Raw genomic sequence first — 19,108 nt, forward strand, 5'->3', positions numbered from 1 at the left:
CGGACACCCCGGCTCACAACTTCAGATCGAGCAATCCATCGCCCAGATCCTCGTCAGACAATGTCTGCTGGATCAGTGCGCGATGAGCCTGCTCGCTCCATAGTTCGAACTTGTCGCCCATGCCCAACAGCACGGCGCGCTTTTCGATGCCCACCGCGGCGCGGTGGCTCGGCGGGATGGTGATGCGGCTGTTGGCGTCCAGCTCCAGCGCGGCCGAGGAACCGACCAGCTTCTGCTGCAGGACCCGCACCACGCGCTGGGTGTTGGGCTTGGCCATGACGTCGTCACGGACCCGCTCCCATTCCTTTTCCGCGTACAGCCACAGGCATCCGGCCTCGAACGGGTTGTAGGTCAGCACCAGCCGATTGCCGCTCGCACGCACGACGAGGTCGCGGTACGCGGTGGGAACCGCCATACGCCCCTTGTCGTCCACTGTGATTGCGGTCTCGCCCTGAAACACGACGCCTACACCTTTCAAATCCGCCTGGACGGTCATTGAACCACGAAAAACCACAAAAAACCCGGTTTTCCCTCGAGTGCCCACCTTAGCAGCGCGCGAAAGGTTGTCAACAACTTTGCGAGCGATAAATCGCTAGCCACATCAATGGCTTGCGCCATTCTTTAGAGACTTGTTCAAAGCTTATCCACAAGTTGCTGTTTCGTCTCATATTTTGAGATTGAGCGGAAATTCAGCCCTGTGCACAAGGCGTTAAGACAGCGGCCAGCTGTCGCGGCCACGACCGACCGGCTCGCCTGCCGCTGCGCAAAACCGCACAATCGGCGGCCTATGTGCCTCGTCGCCCTCGCCCTCGAATCGCACCCGCGCTGGCGCCTGCTGCTGGTCGGCAACCGCGACGAATTCCATGCCCGCCCGACCGCGCCGCTGCAGCGCTGGGCGGCGCCGGCGCAGCGCGTGCTGGCCGGGCGCGACCTGCGTTCCGGCGGCAGCTGGGTGGGCCTGGACGACGCCGGCCGCTGCACCGTGGTCACCAACGTGCGCGACCCGCTGGCGTCGATGTCCGGCGCCTCGCGCGGCGCCCTGGTCGCCGACTACCTGGCCGGCGCCGCGCCGGCGGGCGCGTTCGCCGACGCACTGGCGCTTCGCGCCGACGCCTACCCGCCGTTCAACCTGCTGCTGGCCGACGCCGAAGGCGCGCAATACCTGGGCAACCACCCGCCTGCCCGGCAGCGCCTGGCGCCCGGCATCCACGGCATGTCCAATGGCGCGCTGGACGCGCCATGGCCGAAGACCGTGCGCCTGTGCGAGGTCCTGGCGGGATGGATCGCCGCTGGCGACGAGGACCTGTCCCCGCTGTGGCGCGCGCTGGCCGACGAGACCATCGCCGCCGACGCGCAGTTGCCCGACACCGGCGTGGGCCTGGAACTGGAGCGGCGCCTGTCGCCGGCCTTCATCCGCGGCCACGACTACGGCACCCGCGCCAGCACCATCGTCGCGGTGGACGGCGACGGCCGCGGCTGGATCCACGAGCGCCGCTTCGGCGCCGATGGGGTGTTCCTGGGGGAGACGCGGCTGGAAACGCCCTAGCACTCGGCAGCCTGGGGTGGCGGTCGAGCGTCGCAGCGAGCCGCATGAGCATCCGCGCAAGCAGCGCCATTGGCGGATCAGCCTCCTGCAGCCGCGGGACTGAAGCCCCTCCCACACAAAGCGAAGCCAGAGCGGCGATCAGTCAACGGAAAGCGCCATGGCAACGGCGCGCCGCATCTGAGCAGATGCCACGCCAAACATGGCCTGGAGCGAAGCACTACACCACGTCGCTGCTTCTGGACCAAAGCCCCCTTTAGTAAAGAGGGAGCGGCGAAGCCGCGGGGATTTGGCAGGTCAAGGGCCTGGGGCCCAAACTTTTGCCACGCAAAAGTTTGGGGATTTTTTCGCGCGACGCGCGAAAAAAGCGGCGGAGCCGGCCGATAAGCCGGGTTCTGTCGTGGACAGTCATTCTTCTAGGCGCCGCGTCACCGCGGCGCTCGAGCAACCTACCCGGACCCGACGCGGGCAGCGCCATGAGGTCCCTATTTGGTCTTGCTCCAGGTGGGGTTTGCCGTACCGGTCCGTTACCGGACTCGCGGTGCGCTCTTACCGCACCATTTCACCCTTACCGGCCTGCTTGCGCAGACTTAGGCGGTATCTTTCTGTTGCACTTTCCGTCGGCTCGCGCCGCCCAGGCGTTACCTGGCACCTTGCCCTATGGAGCCCGGACTTTCCTCGGCACCGCGCTACACCGAAATGCACTGCGATGACGCGACTGTCTGGCCGACTCCGCCGCGCGCATTGTCGCACGTTTCCTAATCAGAAACCGATGCCATCCCCCTCTCGTGAAACAAGCAATACGCGCGAGAAACGGCTTTCCAAGCGCCACTCGGCGGCGTTCCGCGGTATCGACAAACTAGCCGCCATGGGCCACAAATCGCAAACGACCAAGAGCCATACGTTGTCGCAACACCCCAGGTAGCCGTCAATTCTTTTATCTTTCTTGGAAACCGCAGCCTGCAGCATGGCTTGGGTCAAGCTTGGCGTACTCCAAACCGAACCACCGATCCAGCGAGAAGGCTCATCTGATTCTCGAATACAGATCGTTAATCCCTGTAGCCACTCAGGCAGGAGAGTCCGGGCTCGGGCCTCTAACGCAAGCACTTGGAACATGCCGCCCGCTTCAGGGCGATGTCTCTCAATGAGCTCTACCAGTTCGCGAGCCGCTGCCTTATTTGCAGGTGGAGCACCACTCTTGAACGAAGCATTGATGAACAAACGACGTCCATAGAAGGCTTCATACAGCTGTCTGGCCTCAGCGAGAATGTTGCGCTGAGCAGCCTCGATTTCTCGAACAGGGATACGCAACGCTGCGTCGTCGAGCTGAAAGAGCTGAGTGACCTCGATGCCCAGCACCCCGCTGTCGCTTCTAATTAGGAGGTCCGGGGCGGGGGGTTGCAGTTGCTCCACTACCCCATCAGGAATTGCCTCCGGCATGACGGTTCTGGCGAGGTTGAGCCAAGCCAGCTCCCTCGCCTTCTGACGCGCAGCCTTGCTAGCCGCCCCCATACAACGCCTTGCGCGGCGCCCCGGTGATCTCCGCGGCCAGCTTGGCGGCGGTGGACGGCGGCAGGTGCGCGCTCAGCGTGGCATAGACGCGGCGGCCCTCGGCCAGTTGCGCGTCGGCATCGTCGCCGGCGCCCTGCACGATCAGCACGAACTCGCCCTTGCGCTGGTTGTCGTCGGCTTCCACCTGCGCCTGCAGCTCAGCCAGGCTGCCGTCGAGCACGGTCTCGAACAGCTTGGTCAGCTCGCGCGCCAGCACCGCCGGCCGCGCGTCGCCGAACGCGGCGCGGCAATCGGCCAGGGATTCGACGATGCGGTGCGCCGATTCGTAGAACACCAGGGTGCGCGGCTCGCCGGCCAGGCGCGCCAGGCGCTCGCGGCGGCCGGAGGCCTTGGCCGGCAGGAAGCCCTCGAAACTGAAACGGTCGCTGGGCAGGCCGGCCACGCTGAGCGCGGCGATCGCCGCGCAGGCGCCGGGCACCGGGCTGACCCGCACCCCGGCCTCGCGCGCCGCGCGCACCAGCCGGTAGCCGGGATCGCTGACCAGCGGGGTGCCGGCATCGCTGACCAGGGCCAGCGACTCGCCGCCGAGCAGGCGCGCGACGATGCGCTGCGCCAGCGCGTCCTCGTTGTGCTCGTGCAGCGCAACCAGCGGCTTGTCGATGCCGAAATGCGCCAGCAGCTGGCCGCTGCGGCGGGTGTCCTCGGCGCAGATCGCGGCGACCGCGCGCAGCACCTCCTGCGCGCGCGGCGTCAGGTCGGCGAGATTGCCGATCGGCGTGGCGACGACATGCAGGGTTCCGGGCTGGGCGCTCATCTACGGCTTTCCATGGTCAAGGGTAGAATCGTAGCGGTTTTCCCCGGCGCGCCTCGGCGTGCCCTGCCGAATGGACCAGAAATGAACAAGCGATTCGCAAGGATTTCCGCCCTGTCGCTGCTGGCGCTGCTGTTCGCCGGCTGCGCCACCACCAGCGTGACGCAGAGCGCGTCCTCGCCGGCCCAATCCGCGGCGCTGGCGCTGCTCGACCAGGGCAAGCCGCGGGAAGCGGCGCAGCAGCTCGAGGCGCAGGCCGCCACGGCCACCGGCAGCGAGCGCAACCAGCTGCTGGCCGATGCCGCCTTCGCCTGGTACGAGGGCGGCGACGTCGCCCGCGCGCGCAGCCTGGCCGCGCAGGTGCAGCCGCGCCAGCTGTCGGGCCTGAGCAAGGTGCGGCTCGCCCTGGTCAACGCCGAACTGGCCCTGGTCGACCGCCAGCCGGCGCAGGCGCTGCAGGCGCTGGGCAGCGATCCGCAGGCGGTGCCGCAGAACCTGCGCGCGCGCTGGCACCTGGCCCGCGCGCAAGCGCTGGAAGGCACCGGCGACGCCACCGCGGCGCTGGACGAACGCGCCCGCGCCGATATCGGCCTGACCGGCCAGGCGCGCAGCGACAACCAGCGCGCCATCGTGCGCCAGCTGGCGGCGTTGAACGACGCCACGCTGCAGGCGCGCGCCGCCGCGCTGCCGGCCGGCGATCCGCTGTACAACTTCGCCGGACGCGCGCTGATCAGCCGCGGCCTGGCGCTGCCGCGGCCGTTCGACCGCAGCGAGCAGTGGGGCTTCGACACCAGCAAGCGGCCGCCGGCCGAGCGCGACGGCTACCGCCCGCCGGCCAAGCTGGCGGTGCTGCTGCCGCTGAGCGGCACCCTGGCGACCGCGGCCGCGCCGGTGCGCGACGGCCTGCTCGCCGGCTACTACGGCGAGACCCGGCGCCGTCCGGAGATCAACTTCATCGACACCACCGGCACCCCCGCCGGCGCGCTGGCCGCCTACCAGAAGGCGATCGACGGCGGCGCCGACTTCGTGGTCGGCCCGCTCGGCCGCGACGAGGTCACGGCGCTGTTCGCGCGCGACGCGCTGCCGGTGCCGCTGCTGGCGCTGAACCGCGGCACCGGCGCCCCGCCCGCCGGCAGCGCCGGCTTCTCGCTGGCGCCGGAAGACGACGGCATCGCCGCCGCCGAATACCTGCTGGCGCACGAGCGCCGCAACGCGCTGGTGATCGGCAGCAACGACGACAACGGCCGCCGCGCGGTGGCCGCGTTCCGCGAGCGCTTCAGCGAGCGCGGCGGCAAGGTCGCCGCCAGCGTCAGCGTGGCCGAGGTGCCGGGCGATGTCGGCGCGCAGCTGCGCAACGCCGGTGCCGCCGACGCGGTGTTCCTGGCGGTGAAGGGCAGCACCGCGCGCGCGCTGGCGCCGCAGCTGGCGCTGGCCGGTTTCGCCGGCAAGAGCCGGGTGGCGACCTCGCAGCTGGTGCTCGGCACCGGCAAGCCGGAGGACGACCTGGTGCTGGATGGCATCGCCTACCCGAGCGAACTGTGGAGCGTGCGCGGCGTCGGCGGCCTGCCGGCGGCGACCAGCGTGGCCGAGACGCTGCCGACCGCGCGCGGCCCGGCCGCGCGCCTGTTCGCGTTCGGCTACGACGCCTGGCAGATCAGCGCCTACCTGGAGAAGCTCGCCACCGGCGCCGAGGCCAACCTGCGCGGCGCCACCGGCGTGCTGCACCTGGACGGCTTCGGCAACATCCTGCGCACCCCGGCCTGGTCCACCTTCAGCGGCGGGCGCGCGACGCCGCTGCCCGATGGGCGTTGACCGCCGGCAACGCGGCAACGAGGTGGAAGCGGCGGCGCGCGCCGAACTGGAGCGCGCCGGCCTGCAACTGATCGCCGCGAACGTGCGCTATCGCGGTGGCGAACTGGATCTGGTGATGCAGCAGGCGCAGTGCCTGGTGTTCGTCGAGGTGCGCTACCGGCGCAACGACGCGTTCGGCGGCGGCGCCGCCTCGGTCGACCTGCGCAAGCGCCGCCGGCTGGTGTTGGCGGCGCAATTGTTCCTGGCCGCGCATCCGCACTACGCGGACTGGCCGTGCCGCTTCGACGTGGTCGAGGCCGAAGGCGAACCGCCGCGGCTGACCTGGCTGCGCGACGCGTTTCGCGCCGACGACTGCTGACGTGCCCAGCATCTTCACCCACGCCGCGATCCCGCTGGCGCTTTGGGCCGCCGCCGATCGCGGACGCATTTCCGCGCGCCTGCTCGGCGCCGGCATCGGCGCATCGATGCTGCCCGATCTGGACGTGGTCGCGTTCGCCCTGCACATTCCCTACGCCGATGCGTTCGGCCATCGCGGCGCCAGCCATTCGCTGCTGTTCGCCGCGGCGCTGGGCGTGTTGGGTGCCCTGCTGCACCGACCGCTGCGTGCCGGCGCGCTGCAGGCGGCGACCTGGATGTTCGTCTGCACGCTCTCGCACCCGCTGCTCGATGCGCTGACCTCCGGCGGCCTCGGCGTCGCCCTGGCCTGGCCGTGGAGCGAGCAGCGCTGGTTCGCGCCGTGGCGGCCGATCCGCGTCTCGCCGTTCGCCAACGGCTTCTTCGGCGCGCGCGGCATGGCCACGCTGTTGTCCGAGTTGCGCTGGGTGTGGCTGCCGCTGGCGCTGGCGGTCGGCACCTGGAAACTGTTGCAACCGCCGCCCTCTTCCGCTTCGCGATCCCAGCCATGACCACGCCGCTGCCAGCCGCCCTGACCGACACCCTCGCCGCACTGCTCGGCGCCGACGGCTGGCGCACCGACGACGCCAGCCGGCGCAGCTACGGCGAGGACGATTCGCGGCGCTGGGCGCTGGCCGACGCGGTGGCGCTGCCGCAGACCCGCGACCAGGTGCAGGCGATCGTGCGCGCCTGCCGCGCACACCGCGTGCCGATCGTCGCGCGTGGCGCCGGCACCGGCACCGCCGGCGCCGCGGTGCCGTTCGACGGCGGCGTGGTGCTGTCATTCGCGCGCATGAACCGCATCGTGCAGCTGCGCCCGCAGGACCGATGCGCGGTGGTCGAGCCGGGCGTGCTCAACGGCGACCTGCAACAGGCGCTGGCGCCGCACGGCCTGTTCTGGCCGCCGGACCCGTCCAGCGCCGAGATCTGCAGCATCGGCGGCAACCTGTCGACCAACGCCGGCGGCCCGCGTGCGGTGAAGTACGGCGCCACCCGCGACAACGTGCTCGGCGTGGTCGCGGTGACCGGCGCCGGCGAACTGATCCGTTGCGGAGGCGCCTACACCAAGGACGCCACCGGCTACGACCTGACCCACCTGCTGGTCGGCAGCGAAGGCACCCTGGCGCTGATCGTGGAGGCCACGCTGAAACTGTCGCCGCGGCCGCTGGCGCAGGCCGGGCTGCGCGCGTTCTACCGCGATGCCGGCAGCGCCGCGGCGGCGGTGTCGCGGCTGATGGCGCAACCGACCACGCCGGCGATGCTGGAATTCATGGACCGTAGCGCGATCGCGCTGCTACGCCGCAACGGCAGCGACGTGCCCGAGGCCGGCGCGATGCTGTTGATCGAGGCTGACGGCGACCACGACACCCTGCCCTACGCGCTGCAGGCGCTGGGCGCCGCCGCCGAGGGCGACGGCCTGCTGTCGCTGGACGTGGCCACCGACGGCGCCGCGCGCGACCGGCTGTGGGCGGCGCGCCGCGCGCTGTCGCCGGCGCTGCGCACGATCAAGCCGGGCAAGATCAACGAAGACGTGGTGGTGCCGGTGTCGCGCATTCCCGAGCTGGTCGCAGGAGTCGAGGCACTGGCGGCGGAATTCGAGCTGCCGATCGTCGCCTTCGGCCACGCCGGCAACGGCAACCTGCACGTCAACATCATGTACGCACCCGACGATGCCAGCGAGACTGCGCGTGCGCACGCCGCGCTGCCGCGCCTGTTCGCGCTGGTGCTGGCGCTGGAAGGCACGCTGTCGGGCGAGCACGGCATCGGCGTGGCCAAGCGCGACTACATGGCGCAGGCCTTCGACGCGGCCACGCTGGACGCGATGCGCGCGGTGAAGCGCGCGCTGGACCCGGACGGCATCCTCAATCCGGGCAAGGTGTTGCCGGACAGATAGCGGGACTCGGGACTCAGGACTCAGGACTCAGGACTCGCAAGAATCCGCCCGATACCGCGCGCAGGCGACCGGCGACCGCTTTTTGTAGGAGCGGCTTCAGCCGCGACGAACGAAGTGGAAAAAGCTGACGACCTGGGAATCTGTCGGGGCTGAAGCCCCTCCTACAGTGCATCGGCCACCTTGCAGGAGCGGCTCAGCCGCTGCGCTCGCTCACGCCGATGAAGCGCAGGCCCACGCCAGGTTCGGTGGCGATGTAGCGCGGCGCCACCGCGCTGTCGCCGAGTTTCTGCCGCAGTTTGCCGACCAGGATGCGCAGGTAGTGGGTGTCTTCCTGGTGGGTCGGCCCCCACACTTCGCGCAGCAGTTGCGGCTGGGTGAGCACGCGCCCGCTGTGCCGCAGCAGCAGCGCGAGCAGCGCGTATTCCTTGCGGCTCAGCGGCAGCGGCTCGCCGTCCAGGCGCACCTCGCGCAGGCCCAGGTGGATGTGCAGGTGGCCGTCGTCGAACACCGGCTCGGCTTCGCCGGCGGCCGGCTGCATGCGCAGCAGCACGCGGATGCGCGCCATCAGTTCCTGCACGCCGAACGGCTTGGTCACGTAGTCGTTGGCGCCGGCGTCCAGCGCCTGCACTTTCTCCGCTTCGCCGGCGCGCACGGTGAGCATGATCACCGGCACCGCGGACCACTGCCGCAGTTCGCGCAGCACGCTGTGTCCGTCCTGGTCGGGCAGGCCCACGTCGAGCACCACCAGTTCGGCGCCGTGCGCGGCCAGCTGCGCCAGGCCGTCGCCGCCGGTGGCCGCCTGCAGCACGCGGTAGCCCTGCGCGCGCAGGCTGATGTCCAGGAAACGCCGGATCTGCGGCTCGTCGTCGATGACCAGCACGCGCGGCGGCGGAATCGGATCGGCGTGGGACTCAGTCGGCATCGGGGCGGGGCGGCGGGGCGGCGGGTTCGATCAACGGCAGAGTAATGCGGATCGTGGTGCCGCAGCCATCGGCGCCGGGCAGCGCCTCGACGCTGCCGCCGTGCGCGCCGATCATGCCCTGGCAGATGGTCAGGCCCAGGCCGGTGCCGTGGCGGCCGCGGTCGCCGCGTTCGACGCTGTAGAACATGTCGAAGATGCGCGCGCGCTCGTCCTCGGGAATGCCCGGGCCGCGGTCGCCGATGTCGATGCGCAGGCGCCCGTCGACCATCGCCGCGGCGACGCGGATCGCCTCGCCCTCCGGCGAAAATTTCGCCGCGTTCTCCAGCACGTTGAAGATCGCCTGTTCGACCAGCGCCGGATGCACCCACAGCGTCGGCAGCTCGGCGGCCAGGGCGATGTCCAGCCTCACCTGCGGCTGGTAGCGCTGCAGCCGCCGCGCGGCCGAGCCGATCAGTTCGTCCACGTCGATCCAGTCGCGGTTCAAGGTCAGCCCGGTGTGGCCGAGCCGGGTCATGTCGAGCAGGTTCTGGATGTAGCGGTCCAGGCGCTCGCCTTCCAGCTGGATCGTCTCCAGCAGGCTGCGGCGGTCGTCGGCGTCCATCGCCTGGCCGTAGCTGGACAGGCTGCTGGCCGCGCCGATCATCGCCGCCAGCGGCGAGCGCAGGTCGTGCGACACCGACGACAGCAGCGCCGAGCGCAGGCGTTCGGTCTCGCCGCTGACCCGCGCGCTTTCCAGGTCGGCGACCAACCGCGTGCGCAGCGCGGCCTGGCCGATGTCCTCGACCATGGCTTCGGCCAGGCGCTGCTGCTCCAGCCCGGGACGCTGCACGCCGGCGGCGAATTTCAGCCCGACCACGCCGATCGCGCCGCGCTCGTGGCGCACCGGCAGGAACCACCAGCTGGCGCCGGCCAGGGTGTCGGTGAAGCGGCCGGTGGCCTGGCCGTGGCGCTGCGCCCAGTCGGCGGCGCTGCGGTCCACCGCCGCCATCGACGCCGCGTAGTCGTGCGCGCCGTCCTGCGCAGCGGCGTGCGCCGCCTCCAGCGGCTGCAGCCGCACCCAGGCCTCGGCCTCGAGCGTGGCGGCCAGCGCGCGGCGCCCGGCCTCCAGCACCTGGCCCAGGTCGGCGGCGCTGGTGAGTTCGCGGCCCAGCCGCTGCAGTGCGGTGGTCTGCGCGTTGGCCGCGCGCAGCGCCAGCACCTGCATGCGCAGCCGCGACGCCAGGCGCCCGGCGACCAGCGCCGCGACCAGGAACAGCAGCACCGTGACCACGCCCTGGCGCGCGCCGATGTGCAGCGTGTAGCGCGGTTCGATGAAGAAGAAGTTGTAGGCGAAGAAGCTCAGCAGCGCCGACAGCACCGCCGCGGCCATGCGCGTCTTCGCCGCGACCATCACCACCGCGACGATGAACACCATCGACAGGTCGTCGATGCCGACCCAGCGCTCGGCGATCCAGCCCACCGCCACCGCCAGCAGCGAGGCGACGGTGGCGAACACCAGGTCGTCGCGCGACAGCCAGTGGCCGGGACTGCGCCAACGCCGCCGCGCACGCGCGCGCGCCTCCGGCGAACTGATGATGACCAGCTCGTAGTGCGCGCCGCGCTGCAGCAGTTGCTGGGTCAGCGTGCGGTTGATCATCCGCGCCAGCGGCCGTTCGCGGGTGCGGCCGAGCAGCAGCGTGGACACGCCGTTGTGCGCGGCATGGTCGAGCAGCGCGTCGGCGACGCTGGCGCCGTGCAGCAGCGCCGCGTCGCCGCCGAGCCGCCGCGCCAGCGCGAAGGCGCGGTCGATCTCCAGCAGCCAGGCCTCGTCCGGCTGCGCGCGGGTCTGCACGGTGACCACGCTCCACGGCGCGCCGCGGCGTTCGGCCACGCGCCGTGCCACCCGCACCAGATACTCGGACTGGCCGCACCCGTCGATCGCCACCAGCACCCGCCGCCGCAGCGCCACGCCGGTGCGACCCTGCGCGGCCTGCACGTCGCGCAGGTCGTTGTCGACGCGGTCGGCCGCGGTCTGCATCGCCAGTTCGCGCAGCGCGGCCAGGTTCGACGGCGAGAAGAACGCCTGCAGCGCCTGTCCCGCCTGCTCGGGCAGATACACCTTGCCCTGCTGCAGGCGTTCGATCAGTTCGCGCGGCGGCAGGTCGACCAGCACGATGTCGCGCAGCCGGTCGAAGATCGCATCGGGCACGGTCTCGCCGACGCGGATGCCGGTGATGCGGTGGACCACGTCGTTGAGGCTTTCCAGGTGCTGGATGTTGACCGTGCTGTAGACGTCGATGCCGGCGTCGAGCAGCTCCTGCACGTCCTGCCAGCGCCGCTCGTGGCGGCTGCCGGGCGCGTTGCGATGGGCCAGTTCGTCGACCAGCACCAGCGGCGGGCGCCGCGCCAGCAGCGCGTCCAGGTCCATTTCCTCGAGGGTACGGCCGCGGTACTCCACGCGCTGCCGCGGCTGCACGACCAGCCCGTCCAGCAGCGCCGCGGTTTCGGCGCGGCCATGGGTCTCGACCACCCCGACCACCACCTCGCTGCCCTGCTGCTGCAGCTGGCGCGCGCGCGACAGCATCGCGTAGGTCTTGCCGACGCCGGGCGCCGCACCCAGAAACACGGTCAGCCGTCCACCGCGTTCGCGCTGGAGTGCGCCGATCAAGGCGTCGGCCTGCTGGGTACGGGGATCGGACATTTGAAGGCTGGGAATGGGGAATGGGGAATGGGGAATCGCAAAGCCTACAGGGTCGGGGCCCAGGCTTTACCGCTTTTGCTCATCCCCATTCCCGATTCTCTTTTCCCCATTCCCGGCTTCCCCGGCATCCAATGCCAGATTCAGCGCCAGCACATTGACCCGCGGCTGACCGAGCACGCCGAACTGGCGCGGCTGCGCCTGCGCGGCGAGCAGCGCGGCGACGGTCGCCACCGGCAATTCGCGCGCCTTGGCCACGCGCGCGACCTGCTGCTGCGCCGCGGCCACGCTGATGTCCGGGTCCATGCCGCTGCCGGACTGGGTCAGCAGGTCGTCCGCCACCTGCGCCGGGGCGACGCCGTCGCGCGCGGCCACGCTGGCGCGCGCGTCGGCGATGCGCTGCTGCAGCTCCGGATTGCTGCGCGCCTGGTTGCTGCCGGCTGCGGCCATCGGGTCGAACTTGGCCGCCGAGGGCCGCGGCTGGAAATAGCCCGGCGCGGCGAACGGCTGCGCGACCAGCGCCGAGCCGAGCACGCGGCCATCGCGTTGCAGCAGGCTGCCGTTGGCCTGCGCCGGGAACAGTGCGCCGGCGAGCAGGGTGGACAGCAGCGAGTACAGCGCGGCGGCGCCCAGCACCAGCAGCGGCAGCAGCAGCGCCGCGCGCCAGCGCAGCGGTTCGCGGTAGGAAGAGGAAACCGGGGAAACGTTCATCGCAGGTGGTCCGGAAAGGAAGCGGAAGATCGGCGCCGGGCTCAGCCCAGCGCCACCAGCAGCAGGTCGATGAGCTTGATCCCGACGAACGGCAGCAGCACGCCGCCGACGCCGTAGATCAGCATGTTCCGGCGCAGCAGCGAGGTCGCCGTGGCCGGGGTGAAGCGCACGCCGCGCAACGCCAGCGGGATCAGCGCCGGAATCACCAGCGCGTTGAAGATCAACGCAGCCAGCACCGCATGCACCGGGCTGGACAGGCGCATCACGTTCAGCGCCGCCATCTGCGGGATCGAGGCGGCGAACAGCGCCGGCAGGATCGCGAAGTACTTGGACACGTCGTTGGCCAGCGAGAAGGTGGTCAGCGCGCCGCGGGTGATCAGCTGCTGCTTGCCCACTTCCACCACCGCCAGCAGCTTGGCCGGATCCGAATCCAGGTCGACCATGTTGCCGGCTTCCTTGGCCGCCTGCGTGCCCGAGTTCATCGCCAGGCCGACGTCGGCCTGCGCGAGTGCCGGCGCATCGTTGGTGCCGTCGCCGACCATCGCCACCAGCCGGCCGCCGGCCTGCTCGGCGCGAATGCGCGCGAGCTTGTCTTCCGGCGTGGCCTCGGCGATGTAGTCGTCGACGCCGGCCTCGGCGGCGATCGCCGCGGCGGTGAGCGGGTTGTCGCCGGTGATCATCACCGTCTTCACCCCCATCGCGCGCAGCCGTGCGAACTTCTCGCGCACGCCATGCTTGACCACGTCCGACAGCTCGACCACGCCGAGCACGTGCCGGCCCTCGGCCACCACCAGCGGGGTGGCGCCGCTGCGCGCGACCTGCTCCACGCGGCCCTTCAGTTCCGCCGGCACCAGCCCGCCCAGCGCGGTGACGTGGCGGATCACCGCATCGGCCGCGCCCTTGCGGATCGAACGCGGCGGCTGTTGCCCCTGCGCGGCCAGATCGACGCCGGACATGCGCGTCTGCGCGGTGAAGGCAACGAAGCTGGCGCCGTCCGGATCGGCCGGCGGCATGCCCTGCTCGCGCGCCAGGCGCACGATCGACTTGCCTTCCGGGGTCGGGTCGGCCAGCGAGGACAGCATCGCCGCCTCGCGCAGTTGCACCGCATCGACGCCGCTGAGCGCATGGAACGCGGTGGCCTGGCGGTCGCCGTAGGTGATGGTGCCGGTCTTGTCCAGCAGCAGCACATCGACGTCGCCGGCCACTTCCACCGCCTTGCCCGACTTGGCCAGCACGTTCGCCGACAGTGCGCGGTTCATGCCGGCGATGCCGATCGCCGGGAGCAGCCCGCCGATGGTGGTCGGGATCAGGCACACCAGCAGCGCGATCAGCAGCAGCGGATCGATGCGCACGCCGACGTAGCCGGCGATGACCGGCAAGGTCGCGACCACGATCAGGAAGGTCAGGGTCATCGCCGCCAGCAGCATGGTCAGCGCGATCTCGTTCGGGGTCTTCTGCCGGTTGGCGCCTTCGACCAGCGCGATCATGCGGTCCAGGAAGCTGTGGCCAGGCTCGGCGGTGACCTTCACCACGATCTCGTCGGACAGCACCTTGGTGCCGCCGATCACGCCGGAACGGTCGGTGCCGGCCTCGCGCAGCACCGGCGCCGATTCCCCGGTGACCGCCGCTTCGTTGATCGTGGCCACGCCGTGCACGATCTCGCCGTCGGCCGGGATCAGTTCGCCGGCGGAGATCACCACCAGGTCGCCTGGCTTCAGTTCGGCGGCAGGAATGCTGGTTTCGCCGTCCAGTTGCGCGCTGCTCACCCGGCGCGCCACCAGGTCCTTGCGCGCGCGTCGCAGCGAGGCGGCCTGGCCGCGGCCGCGCGCCTCGGCCACCGCTTCGGCGAAATTGCCGAACAGCACGGTGATCAGCAGGATCGCGGTCACCGTCCAGCCGAACGCGGGCGCGCCCTGCCCGGCCACGGTGATCAGGGCCGACAGCAAGGTGCCGGCGAACACCACCGCCATCACCGGACTGCCGAGCAGGTGACGTGGCGAGAGTTTCAGCACGCTGGCGCGCAGCGCCGCACGCAGTGCGGGGCCGTCGAGCAGACCGGGCTTGTGGACGGAGGAAGAAGCTTGCGGAAGCGGGGTGCTCATGGTCGTGGTCTCAGTGCGCGGCAAGCGTCAGGTGATCGGCGATCGGGCCCAACACCAGTGCCGGCGTGAATTGCAGAACGGTCAGGACCGCGATGACCGCGATCAGGGTCAGCGCGAAGGTCGGCGTTTCCACCTGCAGGCTGCCGCCGGTTTCCGGGGCCACGCGCTTGCGCGCCATCTGCGCGGCCACGATCAGCGGCACGATCAGCGCCGGATAGCGGCCCAGGATCAGCACCAGCGTGCAGGTCAGGTTCCACCACGGAATGCCGTCGCCGAGGCCTTCGAAGCCGGAGCCGTTGTTGGCGAAGGCCGAGGTGTACTCGTAGAACACCTGGCTGATGCCGTGGAAGCCGGGATTGGAGGTGGCGGTGATCGCCGCCGGCATGGCCAGGGTCAACGCGGTGAAGCCGAGCAGCACCAGCGGCTGCAGCAGGATCAGCAAGGCCAGCAGGCGCACTTCGCCGGCTTCGATCTTGCGCCCGAACAGTTCCGGCGTGCGCCCGGTCATCAGCCCAGCCAGGAACACGCTGAGCAGCAGGTACACCAGGAACTGCTGCAGGCCGCAGCCGATGCCGCCCCAGATCGCGTTGACCAGCATGTTGACCATGGCCACGCCGCCGGTCAGCGGCGCCAGCGAATCGTGCATCGCATTGACTGAGCCGTTGGAGGTCTGCGTGGTCAGCGACGACCACGCCGCCGAGGCATCGGCGCCGAAGCGCACTTCCTTGCCTTCCATCAGTGCCACGCTGGCGGTACTGGCCGAATGGCCTTCGGACCACACCGACACCGCGGTGGAGGCCAGCGACATCGCCAGCATGCTGCCGAACACCAGCACGGTGAATTTGCGGCGCCCGGTGAACGGACCGACCATGAACGCGATCGCCACCGGGATCAGCACGATCGCCAGCATCTCCAGCAGATTGGAGAACGGGGTCGGGTTCTCCAGCGCCATCGCGCTGTTGGGGCCGTACCAGCCGCCGCCGTTGGTGCCGAGCTGCTTGATCGCCACCATCGCCGCGACCGGGCCGAGCGGGATCTTCTGCGCGGCCATGCCGGCGCTGGCGTCCAGCGGCGTCGCGGTGGGGCCGGCGGCCAGCGTGGACGGCACGCCCTGCTGGGTCAGCAGCACGGTCCACAGCAGGCACAGCGGCAGCAGGAAGCGCAGCGTCGGCCGGATCACGTCGGCCCAGTAGTTGCCGACGTCGGCTTCGTCGACGCTGAGCGTGGTGTGCTGCAGTGGTGCTACAGCGGTTGCGTGCTGCCGTCCATGGCGCGACGGCGTCGGCTCCGGATCCTCCTGCCCGGCCATCCATGGCCGGGCGCTCCCGGTCGCAGCCGATGCCGATAGGGCATCGGCTGAGCTTGCGACCGCTCGCCCGCCGAACAACGCGCGCAGCGTCGCCACCACCAGCGCCAGGCCCATCATCGGGGTGACGAACTGCAGCCCGACCACGCCCACCGCCTGCGACAGATACGACAGCTGCGCCTGGCCGGAGTAGTGCTGCTGGTCGGTGTTGGTCAGGAACGAGACCATGGTGTGCAGGGCCACGTCCCAGCGCATGTTCGGCACCGCATCGGGATTCAGCGGCAGCCACGCCTGGGTCACGAACAGGGCGAACACCAGCGCGCCCAGCACCAGGTTGCTGGCCAGGAACGCGCCGGCATAGCCGCGCCAGCTCATGCCGCGCGCCGGATCGGTGCCGAGCAGGCGGTACAGCGGGCGTTCGATCCAGCCGAACAGCGCGTCGCCGCGCATCGGCGCCCCGCGCATCACCTTGGCCAGGTACAGGCCCAGCGGCCAACCCAGCAGCAGCGCGAGCGCATAGACAAGCAATGTATCGATCATGGCAGTAGCACTCGGCTCAGAAATCTTCGGGACGCAGAATCACGTACAACAGGTAGCCGGCGGCGACGATCACCGCCACGCCGCAGATCAGCGATAGCCAGGTCGGCATGTCATCTCTCCTCAGGACTCAAAAGGTGGCTTGCAGCGCGGCTTCGACCCGCGTGCCGGCCATGTCGGGGAACAGCCGCTCGGCGGCGCGGTCGGTGTCGTGCGCGGTCAGCCGCAGCTCCAGTCCCGGTCCGCCCTGGCGAATGCCGGGCAGGGTGAACACGGCGCTGACCAACCCATGCGTGTAGCTATCCGCATAGCTGCTGGCGAGCCAGTAATGGCCCACCGCCGCCTCGACGCGGAAGCGCTCGTTGAACGGGTAGCGCGCGCCGAGCTGCGCGTAGGTGCCGGTGGTGTCGCTGGCCAGCGCATCGTCGGACCAGCCCAGTTGCGCCCACACGCGCTGCTTCCAGGTCACGGTGGCGCCCAGCTCGGTCCAGTTCAGCGCGGCGGCCGAGGGGTATTGGTAGCGGGTCAGGTTCGCGTCCCAGGCCCAGTCCGGCGTCCACTGGCCGCGCCAGCCGAGCACGCCGTCGACTTCGGTGCTGGCGTGCGGGGTGCTGTCGAACTTGATCGACGAGGCCCACAGCGACGCATACGCGCCGTTGTCGGCGGCCAGCGCCAGACCGGCCTGCACGGCAGGATCGCCGTCGCTCTGGGTGCTGCCGCGCCAGACGTAGTCGCTGGTGAGCGTGGCATTGCCGCTGACACTGGCGGCGTTGGCCGCTGCGCTGCCGGCAAGGAGAAAAAGCGCAAGCGCGCCGCGCGACAGGAGTCGGCGGGCGGCACAGGAAAGCGGGGAACGCATGACGTCGGATCCAGGGCGGAACCATTCCGCCGACCTGGTCATGTTCCGGCGCGGGGCCGTAAAGTCGCTATCGGCCGATGCCGGCGGCCGCGTAAATTCCGCGTAATTTCCGCGGCCGTGCGGCTACGGCAAGACGCGGGAAAGGCCGGCATTGCGCCGGCCTTTCCGTCAAACGCAGGTCAGTGCAGCGGCACGCTCAGGCTCGACGGCGCGGCCGCGGGCGAACTGAAGCTGACGCTGCCGCCGAAGCGGCTGGCCGAGGTGTAGCGCGGATCGGTGGTGTCCACCACCAGCACCAGGCGGTTGCCGGCCGGGATATCGACCGCGGTCGCCTGCAGCGGCAGGTCGATCGTGGTCGCCACGCCCGGGGTCGCGTTGCGCAGCGAGTACGGCGCGTGGCTCAGCAATTGCGCCACGCCGAGCCCGTTCATGCTGTACAGGTAGGCGAACAGCGACACGTTGGCCTGGCTCGGGGTCACCGTCACCCGCAGCGATGGGCTGCCGGCCAGGCGCTTGGCGCTGGTGTACACCGGCCCGCTCCATACCGCCGCGCCGTTGCGGTCCACCAGCGGGATCGAGGTGGTGACCGGCTGGCCCAGGCCCTGCAGCAGGCCGCTGACCAGCAGCACGCCCGAATCGGCCAGGGTCGGTACGCCGGTGGCGATGCCCTTGCTCCAACCGGTGCTGGTGCCGGTGCTCAGCGCACCGGTCGCGATCAGGCCGCTCGGGCGGGTCAGGCCATAGCGCGTGGCGCCGGCCTGCACGCTGTTCCAATCGGCGTAGCGCAGCCAGGTGCCGTCGAGCGTGGCCAGCTGCACCGGCTGCTCGCTGTCCACGCCGTTGGCCTGGCCCTTGAGGTAGTGGTCGAACCAGCGGGTGGTTTCCGTGTACACCTCGTTCGGCAGGCCGAGCGCGCCCGGCAGTTCGGCCGTGGCGTGATCGCCCTGGCTAAACATCAGGTGCTTGGGCACGCTCAGGCGGTTGTACAGGTCGATGTACTGGTTCGGCGGGAACAGGCCGTCGTTGAACGCATTGGCCATCAGCACCGCAGGGCCGTTGCGGTTGAGCGCCTGCACTTCGTTGATCACGCTGCGCTCGCCGGCCTTGGGCAGGAAGCCCTGCACCGCGCCGTCGTAGTCGCCGACCGCGACCCGCGCGCTGATCTGCGCCAGGTCCGGCCCGGGCCGGCCGGTGATCGCGCCGGAGGCCACCAGCAGGGCGACGCCCTGTTCGCTGACCGTGGCGTTCGCGTACAGCGAGGCCTGCAGGTCGGCCCAGCCGCTGAGCGCGGCCACCGCCTTGATCCGCGGATCGCGCGCGGCGGCGAGCAGGCTGGTGCCGGCGCCGTAGGAAATGCCGGACACGCCGATCGCCTTGGCGTTGGCCGGGGTATTGGCCAGTGCCCAGTCGATCACCGTGCTGACGTCTTCCACCGTCGGCGCCCCGGCGATGTCGATCACGCCCGCCGAATCCCAGAACCCGCGCGAGGTGTAGCTGACCACCACGTAGCCGTTGCTGGCCAGCTCGCTGGCGCGGCCCACGTATTCCAGGTTGGGCAGCGACCAGCTGGCCGGCATCACCACCAGCGGGAACGGCCCGGTCCCCTGCCCCTGCGGCACCAGCACCAGTGCGCCGAGCTTGGTGCCGTCCCAACTGGAAATGGTCTGGTACTGCTTGCTGAAACCTCCGGCGGACGCGGCGGCGGAGAACAACAGCATCGCGCACAGGGCGATGCAGCGGGACACGGACATACGCATGTACTGCCTCCCAAACGGCGCCGGGTCGGAATGGCCCAGCTGCCAGAAACGGTTACGGGTGCGCGACGTGGGGATCGGACGTCGCGACCATACCAGCCGGTACGGACAACTTCACGCCGCAGTGCGGCACGGTATGGTGGGCCTTTTGTGGCGGCCCAGTAGGTCCGCTGTGGTCCACCGTCTCTGCTTCGGCCGGACCCTCATCCGCCCCTGCGGGGCACCTTCTCCCGAGGGGAGAAGGGAACGGCCGCGGCGTGCTTTAGCCCCTCTCC

General features: G+C 70.4%; 16 protein-coding genes and 1 other RNA gene. 5 read left to right on the plus strand and 12 right to left on the minus strand.

Annotated features, from left to right (window positions below; genetic code table 11):
• Positions 1–13 precede the first annotated feature (13 nt).
• On the minus strand, positions 14–496 hold the full coding sequence (locus tag AB8810_RS19340) for a division/cell wall cluster transcriptional repressor MraZ (RefSeq protein WP_179568399.1): 483 nt from the start codon (positions 494–496) through the stop codon (positions 14–16).
• A 291-nt stretch (positions 497–787) separates the two neighbouring features.
• Here AB8810_RS19340 and AB8810_RS19345 point away from each other — a divergent pair, with 291 nt between their 5' ends.
• Positions 788–1,546, plus strand: a complete 759-nt coding sequence (locus AB8810_RS19345) for an NRDE family protein (protein ID WP_369914573.1) — start codon at positions 788–790, stop codon at positions 1,544–1,546.
• A 365-nt stretch (positions 1,547–1,911) separates the two neighbouring features.
• Here the strand turns inward: AB8810_RS19345 and rnpB are convergent.
• The 3 genes from rnpB to rsmI form a co-directional block, all read right to left on the minus strand.
• An RNA gene (rnpB, locus tag AB8810_RS19350) (RNase P RNA component class A) lies at positions 1,912–2,277 on the minus strand.
• A gap of 28 nt (positions 2,278–2,305) precedes the next feature.
• Entirely contained in the window at positions 2,306–2,983 is a 678-nt protein-coding gene (locus AB8810_RS19355; protein WP_369914574.1) for a hypothetical protein, read from the minus strand.
• 58 nt (positions 2,984–3,041) lie between these two features.
• Positions 3,042–3,869: a 16S rRNA (cytidine(1402)-2'-O)-methyltransferase gene (gene rsmI, locus AB8810_RS19360; protein WP_369914575.1), complete on the minus strand. Its 828-nt coding sequence runs from the start codon at positions 3,867–3,869 to the stop codon at positions 3,042–3,044.
• A gap of 81 nt (positions 3,870–3,950) precedes the next feature.
• On the opposite strand from rsmI, the gene AB8810_RS19365 reads away from it, so the two are divergent.
• From AB8810_RS19365 to AB8810_RS19380, 4 genes are read left to right on the plus strand one after another with little or no spacing between them, the layout of a single operon-like run.
• The gene (locus AB8810_RS19365; RefSeq protein ID WP_369914576.1) at positions 3,951–5,678 is read left to right on the plus strand and encodes a penicillin-binding protein activator; all 1,728 of its coding nucleotides are present in this window, start codon (positions 3,951–3,953) and stop codon (positions 5,676–5,678) included.
• Complete coding sequence (locus AB8810_RS19370; RefSeq protein ID WP_369914577.1) at positions 5,668–6,036, plus strand: YraN family protein; 369 nt, start codon at positions 5,668–5,670, stop codon at positions 6,034–6,036. Before AB8810_RS19365 ends, AB8810_RS19370 begins: the two co-directional genes overlap by 11 nt.
• 1 nt (position 6,037) lies before the next feature.
• Positions 6,038–6,583, plus strand: coding sequence for a metal-dependent hydrolase (locus AB8810_RS19375; RefSeq protein ID WP_369914578.1), 546 nt, complete (start codon positions 6,038–6,040; stop codon positions 6,581–6,583).
• Complete coding sequence (locus AB8810_RS19380; protein WP_369914579.1) at positions 6,580–7,965, plus strand: FAD-binding oxidoreductase; 1,386 nt, start codon at positions 6,580–6,582, stop codon at positions 7,963–7,965. The genes AB8810_RS19375 and AB8810_RS19380 overlap by 4 nt, the downstream gene beginning before the upstream one ends.
• Before the next feature lie 193 nt (positions 7,966–8,158).
• Here the strand turns inward: AB8810_RS19380 and AB8810_RS19385 are convergent, their stop codons facing one another.
• The 8 genes from AB8810_RS19385 to AB8810_RS19420 all read right to left on the minus strand — a co-directional run bounded on the left by AB8810_RS19385 (position 8,159) and on the right by AB8810_RS19420 (position 18,836).
• Positions 8,159–8,887: a response regulator gene (locus tag AB8810_RS19385; protein WP_179568413.1), complete on the minus strand. Its 729-nt coding sequence runs from the start codon at positions 8,885–8,887 to the stop codon at positions 8,159–8,161.
• Positions 8,877–11,567 carry an ATP-binding protein gene (locus AB8810_RS19390; RefSeq protein ID WP_369914580.1) on the minus strand — a complete coding sequence of 897 codons (2,691 nt, stop codon included), beginning with the start codon at positions 11,565–11,567 and terminating at the stop codon, positions 8,877–8,879. The genes AB8810_RS19385 and AB8810_RS19390 overlap by 11 nt, the downstream gene beginning before the upstream one ends.
• A gap of 66 nt (positions 11,568–11,633) precedes the next feature.
• Positions 11,634–12,275 (minus strand): potassium-transporting ATPase subunit KdpC, encoded by a 642-nt coding sequence (gene kdpC, locus AB8810_RS19395; RefSeq protein WP_369914581.1) that lies wholly within the window; start codon positions 12,273–12,275, stop codon positions 11,634–11,636.
• A 41-nt stretch (positions 12,276–12,316) separates the two neighbouring features.
• Positions 12,317–14,377, minus strand: a complete 2,061-nt coding sequence (gene kdpB / locus AB8810_RS19400; RefSeq protein ID WP_369914582.1) for a potassium-transporting ATPase subunit KdpB — start codon at positions 14,375–14,377, stop codon at positions 12,317–12,319.
• Between the two features lie 10 nt (positions 14,378–14,387).
• Positions 14,388–16,223: a potassium-transporting ATPase subunit KdpA gene (gene kdpA / locus AB8810_RS19405; RefSeq protein ID WP_369914584.1), complete on the minus strand. Its 1,836-nt coding sequence runs from the start codon at positions 16,221–16,223 to the stop codon at positions 14,388–14,390.
• A gap of 16 nt (positions 16,224–16,239) precedes the next feature.
• Positions 16,240–16,332, minus strand: a complete 93-nt coding sequence (locus tag AB8810_RS19410; RefSeq protein WP_046977662.1) for a potassium-transporting ATPase subunit F — start codon at positions 16,330–16,332, stop codon at positions 16,240–16,242.
• An 18-nt stretch (positions 16,333–16,350) separates the two neighbouring features.
• A complete protein-coding gene (locus tag AB8810_RS19415) occupies positions 16,351–17,079 on the minus strand; it encodes a TorF family putative porin (RefSeq protein WP_369914585.1) in 729 nt (242 codons plus the stop codon).
• A 179-nt stretch (positions 17,080–17,258) separates the two neighbouring features.
• On the minus strand, positions 17,259–18,836 hold the full coding sequence (locus AB8810_RS19420) for a CocE/NonD family hydrolase (RefSeq protein WP_179568425.1): 1,578 nt from the start codon (positions 18,834–18,836) through the stop codon (positions 17,259–17,261).
• Between the last annotated feature and the right edge of the window lie 272 nt (positions 18,837–19,108).

The sequence above is a fragment of the Xanthomonas sp. NCPPB 3005 genome, from assembly GCF_041228095.2.
Lineage (GTDB): Bacteria > Pseudomonadota > Gammaproteobacteria > Xanthomonadales > Xanthomonadaceae > Xanthomonas_A > Xanthomonas_A bonasiae.

Coding starts and splice junctions, on each gene's coding strand:
- AB8810_RS19340 (WP_179568399.1), bottom strand. CDS start 496: ATGACCGTCCAGGCGGATTTGAAAGGTGTAGGCGTCGTGTTTCAGGGC.
- AB8810_RS19345 (WP_369914573.1), top strand. CDS start 788: ATGTGCCTCGTCGCCCTCGCCCTCGAATCGCACCCGCGCTGGCGCCTG.
- AB8810_RS19355 (WP_369914574.1), bottom strand. CDS start 2,983: ATGCCGGAGGCAATTCCTGATGGGGTAGTGGAGCAACTGCAACCCCCC.
- rsmI (WP_369914575.1), bottom strand. CDS start 3,869: ATGAGCGCCCAGCCCGGAACCCTGCATGTCGTCGCCACGCCGATCGGC.
- AB8810_RS19365 (WP_369914576.1), top strand. CDS start 3,951: ATGAACAAGCGATTCGCAAGGATTTCCGCCCTGTCGCTGCTGGCGCTG.
- AB8810_RS19370 (WP_369914577.1), top strand. CDS start 5,668: ATGGGCGTTGACCGCCGGCAACGCGGCAACGAGGTGGAAGCGGCGGCG.
- AB8810_RS19380 (WP_369914579.1), top strand. CDS start 6,580: ATGACCACGCCGCTGCCAGCCGCCCTGACCGACACCCTCGCCGCACTG.
- AB8810_RS19385 (WP_179568413.1), bottom strand. CDS start 8,887: ATGCCGACTGAGTCCCACGCCGATCCGATTCCGCCGCCGCGCGTGCTG.
- AB8810_RS19390 (WP_369914580.1), bottom strand. CDS start 11,567: ATGTCCGATCCCCGTACCCAGCAGGCCGACGCCTTGATCGGCGCACTC.
- kdpC (WP_369914581.1), bottom strand. CDS start 12,275: ATGAACGTTTCCCCGGTTTCCTCTTCCTACCGCGAACCGCTGCGCTGG.
- kdpB (WP_369914582.1), bottom strand. CDS start 14,377: ATGAGCACCCCGCTTCCGCAAGCTTCTTCCTCCGTCCACAAGCCCGGT.
- kdpA (WP_369914584.1), bottom strand. CDS start 16,223: ATGATCGATACATTGCTTGTCTATGCGCTCGCGCTGCTGCTGGGTTGG.
- AB8810_RS19410 (WP_046977662.1), bottom strand. CDS start 16,332: ATGCCGACCTGGCTATCGCTGATCTGCGGCGTGGCGGTGATCGTCGCC.
- AB8810_RS19415 (WP_369914585.1), bottom strand. CDS start 17,079: ATGCGTTCCCCGCTTTCCTGTGCCGCCCGCCGACTCCTGTCGCGCGGC.
- AB8810_RS19420 (WP_179568425.1), bottom strand. CDS start 18,836: ATGCGTATGTCCGTGTCCCGCTGCATCGCCCTGTGCGCGATGCTGTTG.